Below are 17,154 nucleotides of genomic sequence, written 5' to 3'. Positions count from 1 at the left end.
TCTTTAACTGCTTTACGAGTCCATAATCCATAATCCAGTTTTAATTGGTCTGGCATTTTGTCAATTATCATCAATTGAATGGCTTTTTCATTGGCAATACTCAAAAGTTTTTTATCCTCTGATTTTACGCCCTTTTTCTTTGATTTATAACCAGAATTACCACTTGTTTCGTAATTTTTCCACCAATTGGAAACGGTATTTTTATTTACGCCAAACAAATCTGCAACCTCTCCTTTTTTTACGCGTTTCTTTATTAAGGCAATTGCCTTTTTTCGATACGAACTTCTAATCGTATCATCAACTGTCCTAAAATCTTCTTTTTCCATAGGACAAATATACAACTTTTTTATGAATATATTACCGCTAGGTTAATATTAGCAAACAAGCGATTGAGAATAGAATTACCTCTATTCAACAATCGCTTGTCTTTCAAATCTTCAAAATGTCTTGTCTGCACTTTTTATCCCAAAGATAAAAAAATATTTGTGTCCAGACGGTAGGCCATTGGCGTGGTTTTTTTTTGAAATTAGTTCTTTATTTTAATTAAGTTCAACATCTAAAAATTGGATTCCTTCATATTGTAATAAATATTCTTGATTTAAAAATGGAGGAGATGCAGGGTTGTTTTTATCTCCAAGACCAACAGCCGCAAATAATACTTTAGCATCATTTTTCTTGGCATGTATTTTAAATGATTCCATCCATACGACATCGTAGGTTGCTGCAATTTCAGAGATATTTATGGCTTTAACAATCACAAAATATCGATTGTTAATTTTGTCTATACAAACAAATTGCGGACTCTTTTTAAGTTGGCTGTTTACAGCGATAAATTCAAAACCACGTTTTTCTAAATCCTTTCCAACAATATTCATTGCTAGATTATGTAATTCTTGATTTGAAAGTGGTCTACTCATTTAACATCGGGTTTAATAAAAAATCCGACACAAATGTATCGGATTTTAATTTATTATAAAACACTTCGACAAGCTCAGTGTGACATGTTATTTCTAAAAATGTTAACCTCCAAAATCATCAAAACGAATATTTTCATCTGCCAATCCAAAATCTTCTCCCATTTTTTGGACAGCTTTATTCATTAATGGCGGCCCACAGAAATACAATTCTAAATCTTCTGGAGTTTCATGTTTAGATAAATATTCATCTATAACAGCTTGGTGAACAAAACCTGTAAATCCGTCTCCTTCTTTATCGGTAAAGTCTTTTTTATTCACCCAATTATCTTCAGGCATTGGTTCTGATAATACAAGGTAAAATCTGAAATTAGGAAATTCTTTTTCTAATTTGTAAAAATGCTCAGCATAAAATAATTCTCTTTTAGATCTACCTCCATACCAATAAGTAACTTTTCTACCAGTTTTAAGCGTATTGAATAAATGATATAAATGAGAACGCATCGGAGCCATACCAGCACCACCACCAACATACAACATTTCTGCCTCTGATTCATTTATAAAGAATTCACCATAAGGTCCAGAAATAGTTACTTTATCTCCTTCTTTACGAGAGAATATATAAGATGAAGCTACACCTGGATTTACACTCATCCAACCATTTTTAGCTCTATCCCATGGCGGAGTAGCAATACGCACGTTTAACATAATCTCTCTTCCTTCAGCAGGGTAAGAGGCCATAGAATAGGCGCGTTCAACTAACTCAGTATTTTTCATTTTTAAATCCCATAAACCGAATTTATCCCATTCTAATTTAAATTTATCTGGAGTTTCATGTTCTTTTGGGTGAGCTGTGATATCCATTTCAGAATAATTGATTTCACAAGGTGGTATTTCAATTTGAATATAACCACCTGCTTTGTAACCCATATCTTCTGGAATTTCAACAACAAATTCTTTAATAAAAGAGGCAACGTTGAAATTACGTACAACGGTAGCTTCCCATTTTTTAATACCAAAAACCTCTTCAGGAATTGATATATCCATATTTTGTTTTACTTTAACCTGACAAGCTAAACGAGCACCATGTTGTAATTCTTTTCTAGTAAAATGCGGAGTTTCTGTAGGTAATGCTTCTCCACCTCCAGAATGAACGTGGCACTCACATTGAATGCATGTTCCACCACCTCCACAAGCAGAAGGTAAAAAAATTTTCGCATTACTTAAGGTTGAAAGTAATGAACTACCAGAAGCAACTTCAATCTCCTTTTCTCCGTTAATTCTAATTTTTACTGGTCCAGAAGGAGCTAATTTTTGTTTAACAACTAATAAAAGTGCAATTAATAAAAGTGTTATAATTAAAAATGCTACAACTGTTACAGCAATAATTCCTATTATATTTATAGCTACTATCATTGTTATTCGATAATTTCAGGTTCGTTAATTGTTGTACTATCTATTGTAGTATCAACCTCTTCTGTTGCAGTTATGTCTTGAACAGTAGTGTTTACTTCAACAGCTGCAGTTTCTTTAGATTCTGGTTCATCACCTCCAGTAAGCATACCTCCAAAGCTCATAAAACCAATTGCCATTAATCCAGTAATAATAAATGTTATTCCTAAACCTCTTAATGGCGCTGGTACATTGGAATATCTGATTTTTTCGCGAATTGCAGCAATAGCAACAATTGCTAAAAACCACCCAATTCCTGAACTTATTCCATAATTAAGTGCTAACCCTAATGTTTCAATTTCCCGAGATTGCATAAATAAAGAGCCTCCTAAAATTGCACAGTTTACAGCAATTAATGGTAAAAATATTCCTAATGAATTGTATAATGCAGGGGAAAATTTTTCGACAATAATTTCTACTAATTGCACCATCGTTGCAATGGTTGCAATAAACATGATGAATGATAAGAAACTTAAATCATATTCAGCATATTCTTCACCTAACCAGCTTAATGCACCTTCTTGTAATAAGTACTGATCTAACAACCAGTTTAAAGGTACTGTAATAGCCATTACAAATATTACTGCTGCACCTAAACCAACTGCAGTGGATACTTTTTTAGATACGGCTAAGTATGAACACATTCCTAAGAATGTAGCAAATACCATATTATCTATAAAAATTGCCTTAAAAAATAATTCTATATGTTCCATATATTATAGTTTTCAGTTTTCAGTTTTCAGTTTTTTGGGACTTAAAGTGCCAAAAATTTAAACTGTTAACTAATTTAATCTTCTATTAATGATGTGTTTCTTGCACGTTGAACCCAAATAATAATTCCTAATGTTATTAAAGCCATTGGTGCTAATAGCATAAAACCATTATTTTCGTACCCATACGCATAAACTCCAGTTTTTTCAATTGAGTCTCCTAGCACTTTAATTCCTAATAAAGTACCTGAACCTAAAAGTTCTCTAAAGAAACCTACAATTATTAAAATTACACCGTAACCTAATGAATTTCCAATTCCGTCTAAGAACGATTTCCAAGGGCCGTTTGCTAAAGCAAATGCTTCAAAACGTCCCATAATAATACAGTTGGTTATAATTAATCCCACAAAAACAGATAATGTTTTACTTAGCTCATAAGCAAAAGCTTTTAATACTAAATCAACTATAATTACAAGCGTTGCAACTACAATTAATTGAACAATGATTCTAATTTTGGAAGGTATAATATTTCTCATTAAGGAAATAACTACGTTTCCTAATCCTAACACAAATAATACAGCAATAGACATTACAATTGAAGCTTTTAAATCGGCTGTAATTGCAAGTGCAGAACAGATACCTAATACCTGAATAGTAATAGGGTTATTGTCCGCTAATGGATCTGTAATTAATTTTGCGTCTTTTTTTGATAAAAGTCCCATAAATTATTGCTTTAATGTTTTTAAATAAGGTACATACATTCGTAAGTCTTTTTTTAGCATGGCAGCAAGTCCGTCGCCTGTAATTGTAGAACCTGCAATTGCATCAACCTCAAAATCCATTTTATCTAAATTTTTTGGGTCAGAATTTCCTTTTGTAACACCAATTCCTTTAAATAAATCTCCGTCTAAAATATGTTCACCTTTAAAATCGTCCATAAAAAAACGTTCTTTTATATTTGAACCAAGACCAGGAGTTTCTGCAGCATGGTCAAAATAAACCCCTTGAACAACTAATTTATTATCAACAGCAACATATCCCCAAATTGCATCCCACAATCCTTTTCCTCTAACTGGTATTATATAGTATGTTGTACCATCTTTTTCTCCAATAAAAAGAGGTAGCCTACGGATATAATTTTCATCCTTAGCCGCTGCTGCTTCTTTTTTGAGATCAATTAAATAGGCATTTGAATCTTCTGTTACTTCAGTGCCCGTTATTACTATTTGTTTGGTGATGTATTTTGAAAATTCTTTTCCAACAATTGCTTTAGAAACAAATTCTACGCTAGTTTCATCATTTTCATTTACGCCCATTGCGTATAAAATATTTTGTTGTTTTTCTATACGTTTATTTTCAGTTATTTGCTCTTTAAAAAAAGAGGCCATAAAAGCGAGTAGCGCTCCAACAATTACAACCATTCCGGTTGCAAAAAGTATAGTATATCCGTTGCTATCAGTATTTCTACTCATAATTATAATGTTTTTGTTTTTAACCGTTTTTGTCTCTTATTAACATTTGCTCGAACTATATAATGATCAATGGTTGGTGCAAAAACGTTCATTAATAATATTGCTAACATAGCACCTTCAGGATATGCTGGATTAAATACGCGAATCATTATTGAGATAAATCCAATTAAAAATCCATAAATCCATTTTCCTTTATTCGTTTGTGAAGCTGTAACAGGATCGGTTGCCATAAAAACAATAGCAAATGCTAAACCACCAAGTAATAAATGATGCCAATACACCGTATTCATTAGGGTATAAAATTTATTGGACTCAGTAATTAAACCGGCATCTACTACGCCATTAAATATAAGTCCCATAACTAATGCTCCAATAACAGCAGATAACATAATTCTCCAACTACCAACTTTTGTAAATATTAAATACAAACCTCCAAGTAAAATAAGGAATGTTGATGTTTCTCCAATAGAACCTGGTATAAAACCGAAGAACATATCCCAAGTTGAATAAGCAAATTCTTTACCTTGGGCTAAACTTCCTAAAATAGTTTCACCAGAAATGGCATCTAAGTTGGCTCCAGCAGTTATTTCCTTAGTTCTTTCAACAGCTCCTGTTACCCATACTTTATCACCACTCATCCACGTTGGATAAGCGAAGAATAAAAAAGCACGAATTGTTAAAGCTGGATTTAAAATGTTCATTCCGGTACCACCAAAAACTTCTTTACCTATCACAACTCCAAAAGCAACTGCCACAGCAAGCATCCAAAGTGGTGTATCAATTGGTATTATTAATGGTACCAACATTCCAGACACAAAATAACCTTCTTCTACTTCGTGATTATTAATTGTTGCGAAAAGGACTTCTATTCCTAAACCAACAATATAAGAAACTGCCAATAATGGCACTAATTTTATTGCTCCAATTAGGAAATTATCGAAATTCCAAAATTCTCCACTAAAGAATGTCATTCCCTCCTGATAGCCATTAATTGCGATATTTTGTTGAAATCCAACATTAAACATTGCAAAAATTAATATTGGAATTAATGGTATTAAAACATTCGTCATTAACCTTTTTAAATCGTCAGCTCCTCTAATATGGCTACCTGAATGGGTAGTTTCATTAGGGGTGTATACGAAAGTATGAAAAGCGGAAAAAGCGGATAACCATTTTTTATCCTTTCCTTTTCCTTTTATATTATGTAATTTTTCTTTCAATCCCATAATTTTATCCTATTTCTTTTAACATTAAGTCTAAACCTTTTCTAATAATATCTTGATGTGGTTGCTTAGAAACACAAATAAATTCAGTTAAGGCAAAATCTTCTGGTGCCACTTCATACATTCCTAATTGCTCCATTTCATCTAAATCCTTATACATACAAGCTTTTAAAAGTTGCATTGGAAAAATATCTAAAGGAAAAACTTCTTCATAGTTACCTGTAACAACAAATGCTCTGTGTTCACCGTTGGTATTAGTATTTAAGTCGAATTTTTTATTTGGGAATAACCAAGAAAAAGTTAACGCTCTTGAAGTTGATATTTTATTAAAAACAGGCATTGTCCAACCAAATAACTCATAATCATTTCCTTCAGGAATCACTGTTATCATTGAGTCATAATAACCCAAAACGCCTTTAAGAGTTTGTTTTGTACCAGTTAAAACATTTCCGCTAATAATTCTATGATTTCCAGTTTTTAAATTTCCTTGAACCAAAGAAACTATGGAGCTTCCTATTTTAGTTTTATAATATTGAGGAGTATTAACACCAGAACCAGCCAATGCAATAATACGCTCAGAATTAAATTTTCCTGTTAGAAGTAACTCTCCAATAATTACTAAATCTTGTGGGTTAATGGTCCAAACAATTTCACCTTTATTAACAGGGTCTATTTTAGCAATTTGAGTACCAACATTACCAGATGGATGTGGTCCAGAAACTTTATGTATCATACAATTGTTGAGGCCGTTTAGAGGTGACTTTGACTCACTTCCAATTGAAACATGAACAACTCCAGAAGTTAATTTACTTAAAACGGTAATTGCCGCTTGCAATTCATTTTCTTTACCTGCTAATACATAATCGTAATTGGCAGCCAAAGGAGCACTTGCATATGCCGAAATAAAAATGGCTTTTGGTACATTTGCAGGATTTGCAATTACATCATAAGGTCTTTGTTTAATAAAAGGCCAACAACCAGTAGCTAACAAATGAGCTTTAATCTCATCAGCTTGCATTGCTTTAGGGTCTTTTATACCAAAATCAGTAAATTGTTGTTCAATATCAGCTGAAATTTTAACGGCTAATATTTTTCTTTTTTCACCACGAATAATATCAACCACCTCACCACTTACTGGCGAAGGGAATTTCATAGTTTCGTTAGCTTTATTGTAAAAAACGGAATCACCGGCTTTTATTTTTTCGCCAACCTTTATAGATAATTTTGGAACAATACTGTGGAAATCTTGAGGAACTATTGTGTAGATATTACTAGACTTTGCACTTTCGGTAACCAACGCTGCACCACCTTTAAGTTTAATATCTAAACCTCTTTTTATACGGATGTCTTGTGACATATATTTAGTTTATTTAAAAGTCTTTTAAAACGGTGCAAAAATAACAATTTCTAGTTTAGGATTAATGATTTTTATCATGTTTTTTTGTAACAATTATATACATTCCGTATGAATTTAAGTTTCATTATATTTACTGACGCAATTTTTTGGAATAAATTTTGTTACTGGATATTAAATAAATTTAAATATTTTGAAAAAACTCCTTTTTGTTATTGGTTTTTTAGGTTTTGCCTTTTTTGCAAATGCTCAAATTAATGCAGTTGACGCACCTAATATTAAAACTGTTGTTTTTAAACCAATGAGTTCTAACAAATTTGCACCTATTATTGAATTGAATGAAAAAATTACTCTTTCTTTCGACGATTTAAACGCAAATGAAGAAACTTATACTTATAAAATTGAGCACTGTAATTTTAATTGGCAAGTTTCAAATTTATCGGAATCAGAATTTATAAATGGTTATGCTTCGGATAGAATTCGTAATTATGAAAATTCATTTAATACCTTGCAACCTTATACAAATTATAGGTTATCGCTTCCTAACGAAAACACAAAAATTAAAATTTCAGGTAACTATACCATTTCTGTTATAAATGAAAATTCTAAAATTGTTTTTAAACGAAGTTTTGTGGTGTACGAGTCAAAAGTTAATGTAGGAGTTACGGTACATAAAAGCAGAGATATTGCTACTATAAATACCAAACAGTCCGTTGAATTTATCATAAATAATCCCGATTTTAGAATAAATAATCCAGGTGAAGAAATTATGCCCGTAATTTTACAAAATAACAATTGGCAAACGGCAATAACTGGATTAAAACCTCAGTTTTATAGAGGGAGCCAACTTTTATACAAATACAATAAAGAAACTAGTTTTTGGGCCGGAAATGAATTTTTGCATTTCGATTCTAAATCAATTCGAAATTCAACGTTAAATATTGCAAATGTTGAAATGGGTACTGAAATTTACCACACTTATTTGTATGCTAAGGAAGAACGAATTGACAAACCATACACGTTATTTCCAGACATTAATGGTAATTTTATAGTAAGAATTTTAGAAGGTGAAAATGCCAATACAGATGCAGACTATAGTTGGGTTTATTTTTATTTAAAGTGTTTAGAAAATTTAGAAGGTAAAAATATTTTTGTGAGTGGAAACTTCAATAATTGGCATTTGGGCGACGAAAATATGTTGCATTATAATGTTGATTCTGGGTTGTATGAAGGAGCGATTTTATTTAAACAAGGATTTTATAATTACCAATTTGTAACCAAAAGCAGTAAAGGAATTATAAGCAATTACGATATTGATGGCTCTTTTTACCAAACCGAAAATGATTATACAGTTTTAATTTATTACCACAAACAAGGAAGTAGATATACTGAAGTAATTGGAGTTGGAACAGCAAATTCTGAAAAAATAAATAATTAAATTTGTATATTTGATAAACTTAAAATGTTAAGTAATTATGGTACAACAAGTAACAAACGGAATTAAAATTTCTGCAGTTTCAAATTTCGAAGGCACGTCTTATCGAAATTACAGGTTGTACTATGGATTTAGTTACGTTATTACCATTGAAAATCAAAGTAATGATACAGTACAACTTATAGAAAGGCACTGGAATATTTTTGATTCGTTAAATAAAAAAGAAATTGTTGAAGGAGATGGCGTAATTGGCAAAAAGCCTGTTTTAAAATCTGCTCAAGTTTACTCCTATCAATCTAACTGTTTTTTAACATCTCCGGTTGGCGCTATGAATGGATATTACACCATGGTAAATTTCGCTACTACCAAAAATTTTAAAGTGTACATTCCAACATTTCAATTAATGGTTCCAATTATGAGCAATTAATAAATGAAATTTAGGCTAATAAAATATAAGTTTAAACAGCAAATAAAAGGACTGGAATGTTTAAACTGCACCAAGCCTTTGGAAGGAAATGAAAATTTCTGTTCCTATTGTGGACAAAAAAACACGACGGAAAAATTAACATTTAGTCACTTTATATCCAATTTGTTAAATGGTTTATTTTCGTATGATTCGCGCCTTTGGACTACTTTTATTCCGTTATTAATAAAGCCTGGTAGAGTTTCAAAAGATTTTATTGAAGGTAAAAGGGCTCGCTTTGTGAATCCGTTTCAATTGTACTTAAATGTTTCCATTATATTTTTTATCGTTTTAGGCATAACCAATAAAATAGACAGCAATAATATTGCAGAAAATACTAAAAAATTAGATACCATTTCTCAAATAGGGAAACAAGAAATAGATTCAGTTTTAACAAATGTGACAGATAAAGTTATTAAAGGTGCTCCAAATGATTCTACTAAAACCAAAATAGTCACAGACGTAAAAAGTGCATTTAATCTAGTTCAAAACGAAACAACTAAAAGCAAAAAGGATTATATATATCATATAAAATCCGACTCTTCAAAAAACATAAGTGTATTAAATAGATTTGATGATTTTAGTAATTTTTATGAAAAGAATACAACCTATACAAAGGAACAAGCATTAGATAGTTTAGGTTATAAAAAAACCTTTTGGAATACTTTTTATTATCAAAAAGTAATTCATACAAATAAAAATATTGAACAAATAAAACGTGATGGAGGCAAAGCTTTTTTTAGAACCCTTACTTCATATCTTTCAATATCATTATTCTTTTTCTTGCCATTTTTCGCATTGTTTTTAAAATTAGTTTATTGGAGGAGATCGTTTACTTATATGGAACATTTAGTGTTTGTGTTTCATGTACAAACAGTATTCTTTTTAATGTATATGTTATTTTATTTACTAAAATTCATTACGAAAACAGATGCTTTTTTAGCAGTATTTTTTATACTTTTTTTACTGTACTTATATAAAGCTTTACGTTATTTTTATGAACAGTCACGGTCAAAAACAATTTTAAAATTTATAATTTTGAACGGTTTTTATCTATTTTTAGCATCAATAGGTTTTATAATAGTTGCTATTTTTTCATTTTTGATGGCTTAAATAATTAATGTTGTTCTTTTACCATGAACAACATCTTCATATAAAATTTCAATGGTATTATTTTCCTTTTTTATTGATGTAATACTTACAGTTTCAACATAAGTACGTTTCATTAAAATTGATTGTTCTTTATCACCTATTTCTGAATGATGAAAAGCTAAAATCTTTTCTGAAGTAAATTCATTTTCAGCAATCCAGTTTTTAAACCATCCTTTTCTTGTCATTTTCATTTCATTGGTATACAATGTTGAAGAAGACCATATTCTGGGTTCGTTTTTAAGCTTGTTAAAATGTTTTTGATTTTCATCCCAAACCAATTCAGATAAATTTAATTGATGCATATTCCATTCAATAATTACCATTGTAAAAGGTTCAATTCCTTCTAATTTTAGATTTCTAATATACAATTCAATCTTTTCTTCTTGCAACAATTCTTTTGCAATAAGGCCTCTGCTTTTAGAATAACTTTCTTTTCTGTGGTGTTTGGTAAATGCCCCGTTTAAAACACAAACCAACCTATTTTTTGAACTTGTTCCAATCCAAGTGCCACCAGCAACTTTATCTTTGGGGAAATACATTTTAACGCCATTTTCTACATATTTTTTTGGAGGATATGTTTCTCTTATTTTTTGTTCGTCTCTGTTTGAAGTCAGAATAAAATTAGGTGGTGATAAAGGCAAAAAAGTAACAGTACACATGCTATTAAAATTGGATTATTGAGTATCAGTTGAATAAATAAAAAGTCGTTTCGATTTTGTAACTTTGCCAACAAATTTAAATTAAAAAAACCTTAAATTATATACAATGGCTTCAGGATTTTATAATGTACCAAAAGCAATTAACGAACCAGTAAAATCTTATGCTCCAGGAAGTCCTGAGCGTAAATTAGTATTGGAAACCTACAAAAAAATGTTCAACGAGCAAGTTGATATACCTTTTTATATTGGAGGAAAAGAATACAGAACAGGAAAAACTGTTGATATTCATCCGCCACACGACCATAAACATTGTGTCGGAAAATATTACACCGCAGAAAAAGAGCATATAGAATTAGCTGTTAAAGAAGCTATAAAAGCGCGTAAGCAATGGGCAGCAACTAGTTGGGAGCATAGAGCTGCAATTTTTTTGAAAGCTGCCGATTTATTAGCGGGTCCTTTCCGTTACAAAATGAATGCTGCAACAATGATTGCACAATCTAAAAACGTTTACCAAGCTGAAATTGATTCGGCCTGTGAATTGATTGACTTTTTACGTTTTAACGTAGAATTTATGACTGAAATTTACAGCAATCAGCCAATTTCTTCACCAGGAATCTGGAATCGTATGGAATACCGACCTTTAGAAGGATTTGTATATGCAATTACTCCTTTCAATTTTACTGCAATTGCTGGTAATTTACCTGCAGCTCCTGCGTTAATGGGGAATGTAATTATATGGAAACCTGCAAGCTCTCAGGTATATTCTGCCCAAGTAATTATGGAGTTGTTTAAAGCTGCTGGATTACCAGATGGAGTAATTAATATGGTTACAGGTAATTCAGGTATGATTACAGATGTATTGTTGAACAGCTCTGATTTTTCTGGAGTTCACTTTACAGGTTCTACACCAGTATTTAATAGTTTTTGGGAAACTATTGGAAAAAATATGACTACCTATAAAACCTACCCAAGAATTGTTGGGGAAACAGGAGGAAAAGATTTTATTTGGGCACATCCAACATCTAATGCAAAAGAAGTAGCAACCGCAATTTCAAGAGGAGCTTTTGAATATCAAGGTCAAAAATGTTCGGCAGCTTCACGTGCGTATTTACCTAAAAGTTTATGGGGAGATATTAAAATAGCACTCGAGAATGATTTAAAATCATTTAAAATGGGACCTCCTGAAGATCCAACAAATTTTATAAATGCAGTGATAGATGCTAGAGCATTCAAAAAACTTTCAGGATATATTGAGGAGGCTAAATCAGATTCAGATGCTGAAATTATAATTGGTGGAGGTTACAATGATTCTGTTGGATATTTTATAGAGCCAACAGTTATATTAACTACAAACCCATATTATAAAACAATGTGCAATGAGTTATTTGGACCAATAATGACAATTTATGTATATGAAGATGACCAATGGGAAGAAATGTTAGATATAATTGATAATACCAGTGAATTTGCCCTTACAGGTGCTATTTTTAGTGGTGACAGATATGCCATTAAAATAGCGACTGATAAATTAGAAAATGCTGCTGGAAATTTTTATATAAATGATAAACCTACTGGTGCTGTTGTGGGGCAACAACCGTTTGGTGGAGCAAGAGGCTCGGGAACAAATGATAAAGCAGGGTCTGTATGGAATTTATTACGTTGGGTAAGTAACAGAACTATTAAAGAAACATTTGTTTCGCCAACTGATTATAGATATCCGTTTTTAGGAGAAAGCACACTTGAAACTGTTGAAAAGGAGGTTGAAAGCGCTATTGAAAAATTAAAAGAATTTGGTAAAGATTTATCAAGTAAATTTAATAAATAAGGTGTTATGACCTTAAATTTTTGTTTTTCTGGAGTTGTTTCAGAATTTCAATCTGGTTATTAATTGATTTGAACCTAAAATAAATTGGTGACATTTATGGCACACATTTTGATAAAAAATACTACTATAAATCCAATCTAAATTATTATGAAAAAGCTTATTTATTTTATTGCTATTTTAGGAGCAATTGTTTCTTTTACTAGTTGTACATATGATGATTCAGTTGTAGAACCCTATACAACAGGAATTATTGAATTCGAATATGCCAAATCAAAAATTATTAATGGTTTTTCAACGGCAAAAGACACAATAGTTAGTTTTACTGGAATTGGGTATGATCCTATTCAGTATAATGATTACGGATATTTTGACTCATCTATTTCTTGGGCTGCAATGCATAGACATAATCCTAACGATTTTGAAAATTGGGCGGGAATATTTTTTACTGGAACAGACCTAAACTCACTTAAATTACCTTACAAGTTTAAAGTTGGTGATGTTATGAATGCTCAAATCAATTATGTTATCGGTTATTCCTTATATTATGATGATACAGGAAAAGCTTTTTCTGAAGCAAATGCTTATTCAGCTACTACATATTCTAATAACTTTGAATTAACAATTTTATCCAGAATAGATAATAGATTAAAAGGCAATTTCAACGGTGAGATTATTAATTACGATGGAGATAAAATAAATATTAAAAATGGGCGATTTGACATTCAAATAATTGAAAAATAATAGCAATTAACAATGGGATTAGTTTTTTGCTATTTTAAAGAAAGCCTATAAACATGCAGGATTTTAATCTTTATTTCTTATTCGAAAATCCGAACGCTTTTTCGCATAGTAATTCATAAAGTAAACCATAGGATTGAAAATAAAAAGAACATAAAAAACCCTGCTGATTTCGGATTTTTTTATGTTCTTTAATGAAATATTTAGACACCTTTGAACTTGTCGGCTCCTGCTATTAATCCAATTAATTCTTGTGGATTGTGTATAATAGTAGGCATATGTTGAGGGCATATATAAAATTCACTTTCTTGGTAATAAAATTTTGTTACTGGTATTTCTGTAGATGTTTTTTTACACACTAAACACTGTTTATCTGAATTTGTATTTGTCATAATTATCATTTTTTATAAAGGACAAAATTATCGCTTATTATTTGAATAAACACTAATAAATGTCATATTTTATCGTTTTTTTAATGGAATGTGAACTACCTTTTTAGTTTCAAAAAAAGGATGGTCAAAATAGGAAGTAAGTTCGTAAATAGTTGCTTTTGGAAAGTTTTTTAATTCTTCTGTTAAATCGCCACCTTTCAAATAAAGTATTCCGTTTTTTAAAGTGTGTAGTTGTTTTTTAGCAATTTTATTTTTAATCCATTGTGCAAAATCTTCCATATTTGTAACTGCTCTACTCACAATAAAATCGAATTCACCTTTAACATTTTCGGCTCTAATAACTTCAGTTTTCACATTTTTTAAATTCAACGCAGCAATTACTTCATTAACCACTTTTATTTTTTTTCCAATAGAATCTACCAAATAAAAATTTGTTTCGGGGAAAAGTATTGCCAATGGAATTCCAGGAAAGCCTCCTCCAGTTCCAACATCTAATATTGAAGTTTTAGGTTTAAAAGTCTGCACCTTTGCAATGGCAAGAGAATGCAACACATGCTTTAAGTATAACTCATCTATATCTTTTCTAGAAATAACATTAATTTGTGCATTCCAAAAGGTGTAAATTTCTTGTAACTGATTAAATTGCTGTTTTTGAGTTTCAGACAATTCGGGAAAATGAGTTAAAATTAATTCCATTTAAAAATTTTAGTAGGACAAAATTACTATTTATATAATTAAAGTAACAAGTTTTAAAAATATGTTATTTTTTTTGAATCTTGTATTTAACAATAAAAATTGCCGTAATTTCGTTCTTTAATGTTTCACGCGAATAAATAGATAAGATTATGAAAGCGATTAATTTTTCGAGAATAGATAATGTAAAGTTCTTTAGAACTCTAAATCAGCGTGTTAATTTGTATTTCAAAGAAAACAAGCTACAACGTACAGGTAATTGGAAATTATATATAAAAGCAATAGTAATGTTTGCTATATTTCTAGTTCCTTTGATTTTAATACTATCAGTTTCTATGCCAATTTGGGTACAATTATTATTGACTATAGTAATTGGAATAGGAATGGCAGGCGTTGGAATGAATGTAATGCATGATAGTAATCATGAGTCTTTTTCAAGTAAAAAATGGGTAAATAAATTAATGGGAAGCAGCATTTATATACTTGCAGGCAATGTGTATAATTGGAAAGTGCAGCACAATGTGCTGCACCATACATTTACCAATATTCAGGGACATGATGAAGATATTGATGCTGGTAGAATTATTCGATTTTCTAAACATGCCAAATGGTTAAAAATTCATAAATACCAGAAGTATTATTCCTTTGCTTTATATGGATTGCTAACAATAAATTGGGCCATTACTACTGATTTTAAGCAAATGCATAAATACTTAAAACGTAAATTATCGTATGGTAAATTTCCAAATCCAGCAACAGAGTGGACACTATTAATAATTACAAAAATTTGTTATTATTTATTGTGGATTGTATTGCCATTAGTTGTATTAGATATTGCTTGGTGGCAAGTGCTAATTGGTTTTTTTGTAATGCATTATACTGCAGGAATTATTTTAAGTGTTGTTTTTCAATTGGCACATGTTGTTCCTTCCACTGAAATGCCTTTACCAGATAAAGATGGGAATTTAGAACATACTTGGGCAATTCATCAATTGTATACTACTGCTAATTTTGCACCAAAAAATAAATTTATTTCTTGGTATACAGGAGGCTTAAATCATCAAGTTGAACATCATATTTTTCCACACATTTCACATATACATTATGAAAAAATTGCTAAGATTGTAAAAGAAACGGCCTTAGAATTTAATTTACCTTACAACGAATATAAATCTTTTCGAAGTGCAATTATAGAACATTTTAATCAATTAAAAGCCTTAGGGACCAAACCAGCATTTGCATAATTAGTATTTTTATGAATCATCAACTATCAAACAGAATTAATAGTTTACCAGTATCAGAAACTTTAGCAATGGCGGCTAAAGCAAGAGAATTAAAAAGCCTAGGGAAAGACATTATTAGTTTAAGTTTGGGGGAACCAGACTTTAACACTCCCGATTTTATTAAAGAAGCGGCTGTTCAGGCAATTCATGATAATTACAGTACTTACAGCCCCGTTGATGGTTATTTAGACTTAAAACAAGCGATTTGCGCTAAATTTAAACGAGATAATAAGTTAGTATATAATCCTAATCAGATAGTTGTTTCAACAGGAGCAAAGCAGTCTATTGCAAACATAGCTATGGTGTTATTAAACCCGGGTGATGAAGTTTTATTACCTGCACCGTATTGGGTTAGCTATTCTGCAATTGCAACTTTGGCTGAAGCAACTTATAAAGAAATTCCATCTACGGTTGAATCTGATTTTAAAATCACGCCAGAACAGCTGGACGCTGCAATTACTCCTAAAACAAAAATGATTTTTTTTAACTCACCAAACAATCCAAGTGGTACTGTTTACTCTGAAGCAGAATACAGAGCATTGGCTGAGGTAATTGAAAAATATCCAAACATTTATATAATGTCTGACGAAATCTATGAGCATATCAATTATGGCGAACCTATGTTTAGTTTTGCTGCAATTGAAAGTATGTATGACAGAACAATTACTGTAAATGGTGTTGCAAAAGCATTTGCAATGACAGGTTGGAGAATTGGATATATTGGAGCACCAGAATGGATTGCTAAAGCTTGTAATAAATTGCAAGGGCAAATTACATCTGGAGCTAATTCTATTGCACAACGTGCAACTATTGCTGCCCTAGAGGCTCCTGTTTCCAAAATTCAATATATGGTTGATGAATTCAAAAACCGGAGAGATATTGTAATAGGATTATTAAGTGAAATAGACGGTATGAAATGTAGTACTCCTGGAGGAGCATTTTATGTTTTTCCAGATGTTTCTGCATTCTTTGGAAAAACTCTAAAAGGTTATAAAATTGAAAATGCTGGAGATTTATCTATGTTTTTATTAGAAGAAGCTAATGTTGCTACAGTTACAGGAGATGCATTTGGAGCACCAACTTGCTTAAGAATTTCGTATGCTGCTTCTGAAGCTCAATTACGTGAAGCTATCACAAGAATTAAAGATGCATTAAGTTAATTGTAATTTTAAATATCTTAAATTATATATAAATAACCGAGCAATTTTTGTTCGGTTATTTGGTTTTGTAGTTAAAAAAGATGACCAATATTAACCTAGCGACAAAATATCGGAATAAATTTGTATATTTACAGTATGGAAAAAGAGGATTTCAGAACTGTAACCGAGCAAGCGAGAGTAGTTATTCGCAGAAAAGCAATCAAGTTGATACTTTCAGGTGTAAAAAAGA

The 17,154-nt window shown here is 30.9% G+C and carries 18 protein-coding genes; 7 read left to right on the top strand and 11 right to left on the bottom strand.

Features of this window, described 5'->3' with window-relative positions; translation table 11 throughout:
* The 8 genes from Q8S45_RS00270 to Q8S45_RS00235 all read right to left on the bottom strand — a co-directional run.
* On the bottom strand, positions 1-326 hold a 326-nt coding region (locus tag Q8S45_RS00270; protein ID WP_305600168.1), incomplete at its 3' end, for a helix-turn-helix domain-containing protein.
* A gap of 213 nt (positions 327-539) precedes the next feature.
* The gene (locus Q8S45_RS00265) at positions 540-917 is read right to left on the bottom strand and encodes a Na(+)-translocating NADH-quinone reductase subunit F (protein WP_305600166.1); all 378 of its coding nucleotides are present in this window, start codon (positions 915-917) and stop codon (positions 540-542) included.
* A 102-nt stretch (positions 918-1,019) separates the two neighbouring features.
* Complete coding sequence (gene nqrF / locus Q8S45_RS00260; protein ID WP_305600164.1) at positions 1,020-2,330, bottom strand: NADH:ubiquinone reductase (Na(+)-transporting) subunit F; 1,311 nt, start codon at positions 2,328-2,330, stop codon at positions 1,020-1,022.
* A 2-nt stretch (positions 2,331-2,332) separates the two neighbouring features.
* Entirely contained in the window at positions 2,333-3,079 is a 747-nt protein-coding gene (gene nqrE / locus Q8S45_RS00255; protein ID WP_305600162.1) for an NADH:ubiquinone reductase (Na(+)-transporting) subunit E, read from the bottom strand.
* 74 nt (positions 3,080-3,153) lie between these two features.
* Positions 3,154-3,798, bottom strand: coding sequence for an NADH:ubiquinone reductase (Na(+)-transporting) subunit D (locus Q8S45_RS00250; RefSeq protein WP_305600160.1), 645 nt, complete (start codon positions 3,796-3,798; stop codon positions 3,154-3,156).
* A gap of 3 nt (positions 3,799-3,801) precedes the next feature.
* Complete coding sequence (locus tag Q8S45_RS00245) at positions 3,802-4,548, bottom strand: Na(+)-translocating NADH-quinone reductase subunit C (RefSeq protein WP_305600158.1); 747 nt, start codon at positions 4,546-4,548, stop codon at positions 3,802-3,804.
* Positions 4,549-4,550: 2 nt separating this feature from the next.
* The gene (locus tag Q8S45_RS00240; RefSeq protein ID WP_305600156.1) at positions 4,551-5,774 is read right to left on the bottom strand and encodes an NADH:ubiquinone reductase (Na(+)-transporting) subunit B; all 1,224 of its coding nucleotides are present in this window, start codon (positions 5,772-5,774) and stop codon (positions 4,551-4,553) included.
* 4 nt (positions 5,775-5,778) lie between these two features.
* Positions 5,779-7,128 carry a Na(+)-translocating NADH-quinone reductase subunit A gene (locus Q8S45_RS00235; protein ID WP_305600153.1) on the bottom strand — a complete coding sequence of 450 codons (1,350 nt, stop codon included), beginning with the start codon at positions 7,126-7,128 and terminating at the stop codon, positions 5,779-5,781.
* 190 nt (positions 7,129-7,318) lie between these two features.
* On the opposite strand from Q8S45_RS00235, the gene Q8S45_RS00230 reads away from it, so the two are divergent.
* Genes Q8S45_RS00230 through Q8S45_RS00220 form a run of 3 tightly spaced genes read left to right on the top strand, consistent with a single transcriptional unit; the run spans position 7,319 to position 10,136 of the window.
* Positions 7,319-8,563, top strand: coding sequence for a DUF5103 domain-containing protein (locus Q8S45_RS00230; protein WP_305600151.1), 1,245 nt, complete (start codon positions 7,319-7,321; stop codon positions 8,561-8,563).
* A gap of 37 nt (positions 8,564-8,600) precedes the next feature.
* On the top strand, positions 8,601-8,987 hold the full coding sequence (apaG, locus tag Q8S45_RS00225; protein WP_305600149.1) for a Co2+/Mg2+ efflux protein ApaG: 387 nt from the start codon (positions 8,601-8,603) through the stop codon (positions 8,985-8,987).
* Positions 8,988-8,990: 3 nt separating this feature from the next.
* Positions 8,991-10,136 carry a DUF3667 domain-containing protein gene (locus Q8S45_RS00220; RefSeq protein ID WP_305600147.1) on the top strand — a complete coding sequence of 382 codons (1,146 nt, stop codon included), beginning with the start codon at positions 8,991-8,993 and terminating at the stop codon, positions 10,134-10,136.
* On the opposite strand, the gene Q8S45_RS00215 is transcribed toward Q8S45_RS00220, so the two are convergent.
* Complete coding sequence (locus Q8S45_RS00215; RefSeq protein WP_305600145.1) at positions 10,133-10,834, bottom strand: NRDE family protein; 702 nt, start codon at positions 10,832-10,834, stop codon at positions 10,133-10,135. The genes Q8S45_RS00220 and Q8S45_RS00215 overlap by 4 nt on opposite strands.
* Before the next feature lie 106 nt (positions 10,835-10,940).
* On the opposite strand from Q8S45_RS00215, the gene pruA reads away from it, so the two are divergent.
* Together pruA and Q8S45_RS00205 are read left to right on the top strand one after the other, a co-directional pair.
* Positions 10,941-12,659, top strand: a complete 1,719-nt coding sequence (gene pruA / locus Q8S45_RS00210) for an L-glutamate gamma-semialdehyde dehydrogenase (RefSeq protein ID WP_305600143.1) — start codon at positions 10,941-10,943, stop codon at positions 12,657-12,659.
* Positions 12,660-12,806: 147 nt separating this feature from the next.
* Positions 12,807-13,400, top strand: coding sequence for a hypothetical protein (locus tag Q8S45_RS00205; protein ID WP_305600141.1), 594 nt, complete (start codon positions 12,807-12,809; stop codon positions 13,398-13,400).
* 200 nt (positions 13,401-13,600) lie between these two features.
* Here the strand turns inward: Q8S45_RS00205 and Q8S45_RS00200 are convergent, their stop codons facing one another.
* Both Q8S45_RS00200 and rsmG read right to left on the bottom strand, forming a co-directional pair.
* Positions 13,601-13,789 carry a hypothetical protein gene (locus Q8S45_RS00200; protein WP_305600139.1) on the bottom strand — a complete coding sequence of 63 codons (189 nt, stop codon included), beginning with the start codon at positions 13,787-13,789 and terminating at the stop codon, positions 13,601-13,603.
* Between the two features lie 69 nt (positions 13,790-13,858).
* Positions 13,859-14,485 (bottom strand): 16S rRNA (guanine(527)-N(7))-methyltransferase RsmG, encoded by a 627-nt coding sequence (gene rsmG, locus Q8S45_RS00195; protein ID WP_305600137.1) that lies wholly within the window; start codon positions 14,483-14,485, stop codon positions 13,859-13,861.
* Between the two features lie 149 nt (positions 14,486-14,634).
* Between rsmG and Q8S45_RS00190 the strand changes: the two genes are divergently transcribed.
* Together Q8S45_RS00190 and Q8S45_RS00185 are read left to right on the top strand one after the other, a co-directional pair.
* Complete coding sequence (locus Q8S45_RS00190; protein ID WP_305600135.1) at positions 14,635-15,726, top strand: acyl-CoA desaturase; 1,092 nt, start codon at positions 14,635-14,637, stop codon at positions 15,724-15,726.
* A gap of 11 nt (positions 15,727-15,737) precedes the next feature.
* On the top strand, positions 15,738-16,925 hold the full coding sequence (locus Q8S45_RS00185; protein ID WP_305600133.1) for a pyridoxal phosphate-dependent aminotransferase: 1,188 nt from the start codon (positions 15,738-15,740) through the stop codon (positions 16,923-16,925).
* Positions 16,926-17,154: the final 229 nt, after the last annotated feature.

It is taken from the genome of Lutibacter sp., assembly GCF_030692605.1.
GTDB lineage: Bacteria > Bacteroidota > Bacteroidia > Flavobacteriales > Flavobacteriaceae > Lutibacter.
This window is presented reverse-complemented; position numbering and strand designations above follow the sequence as displayed.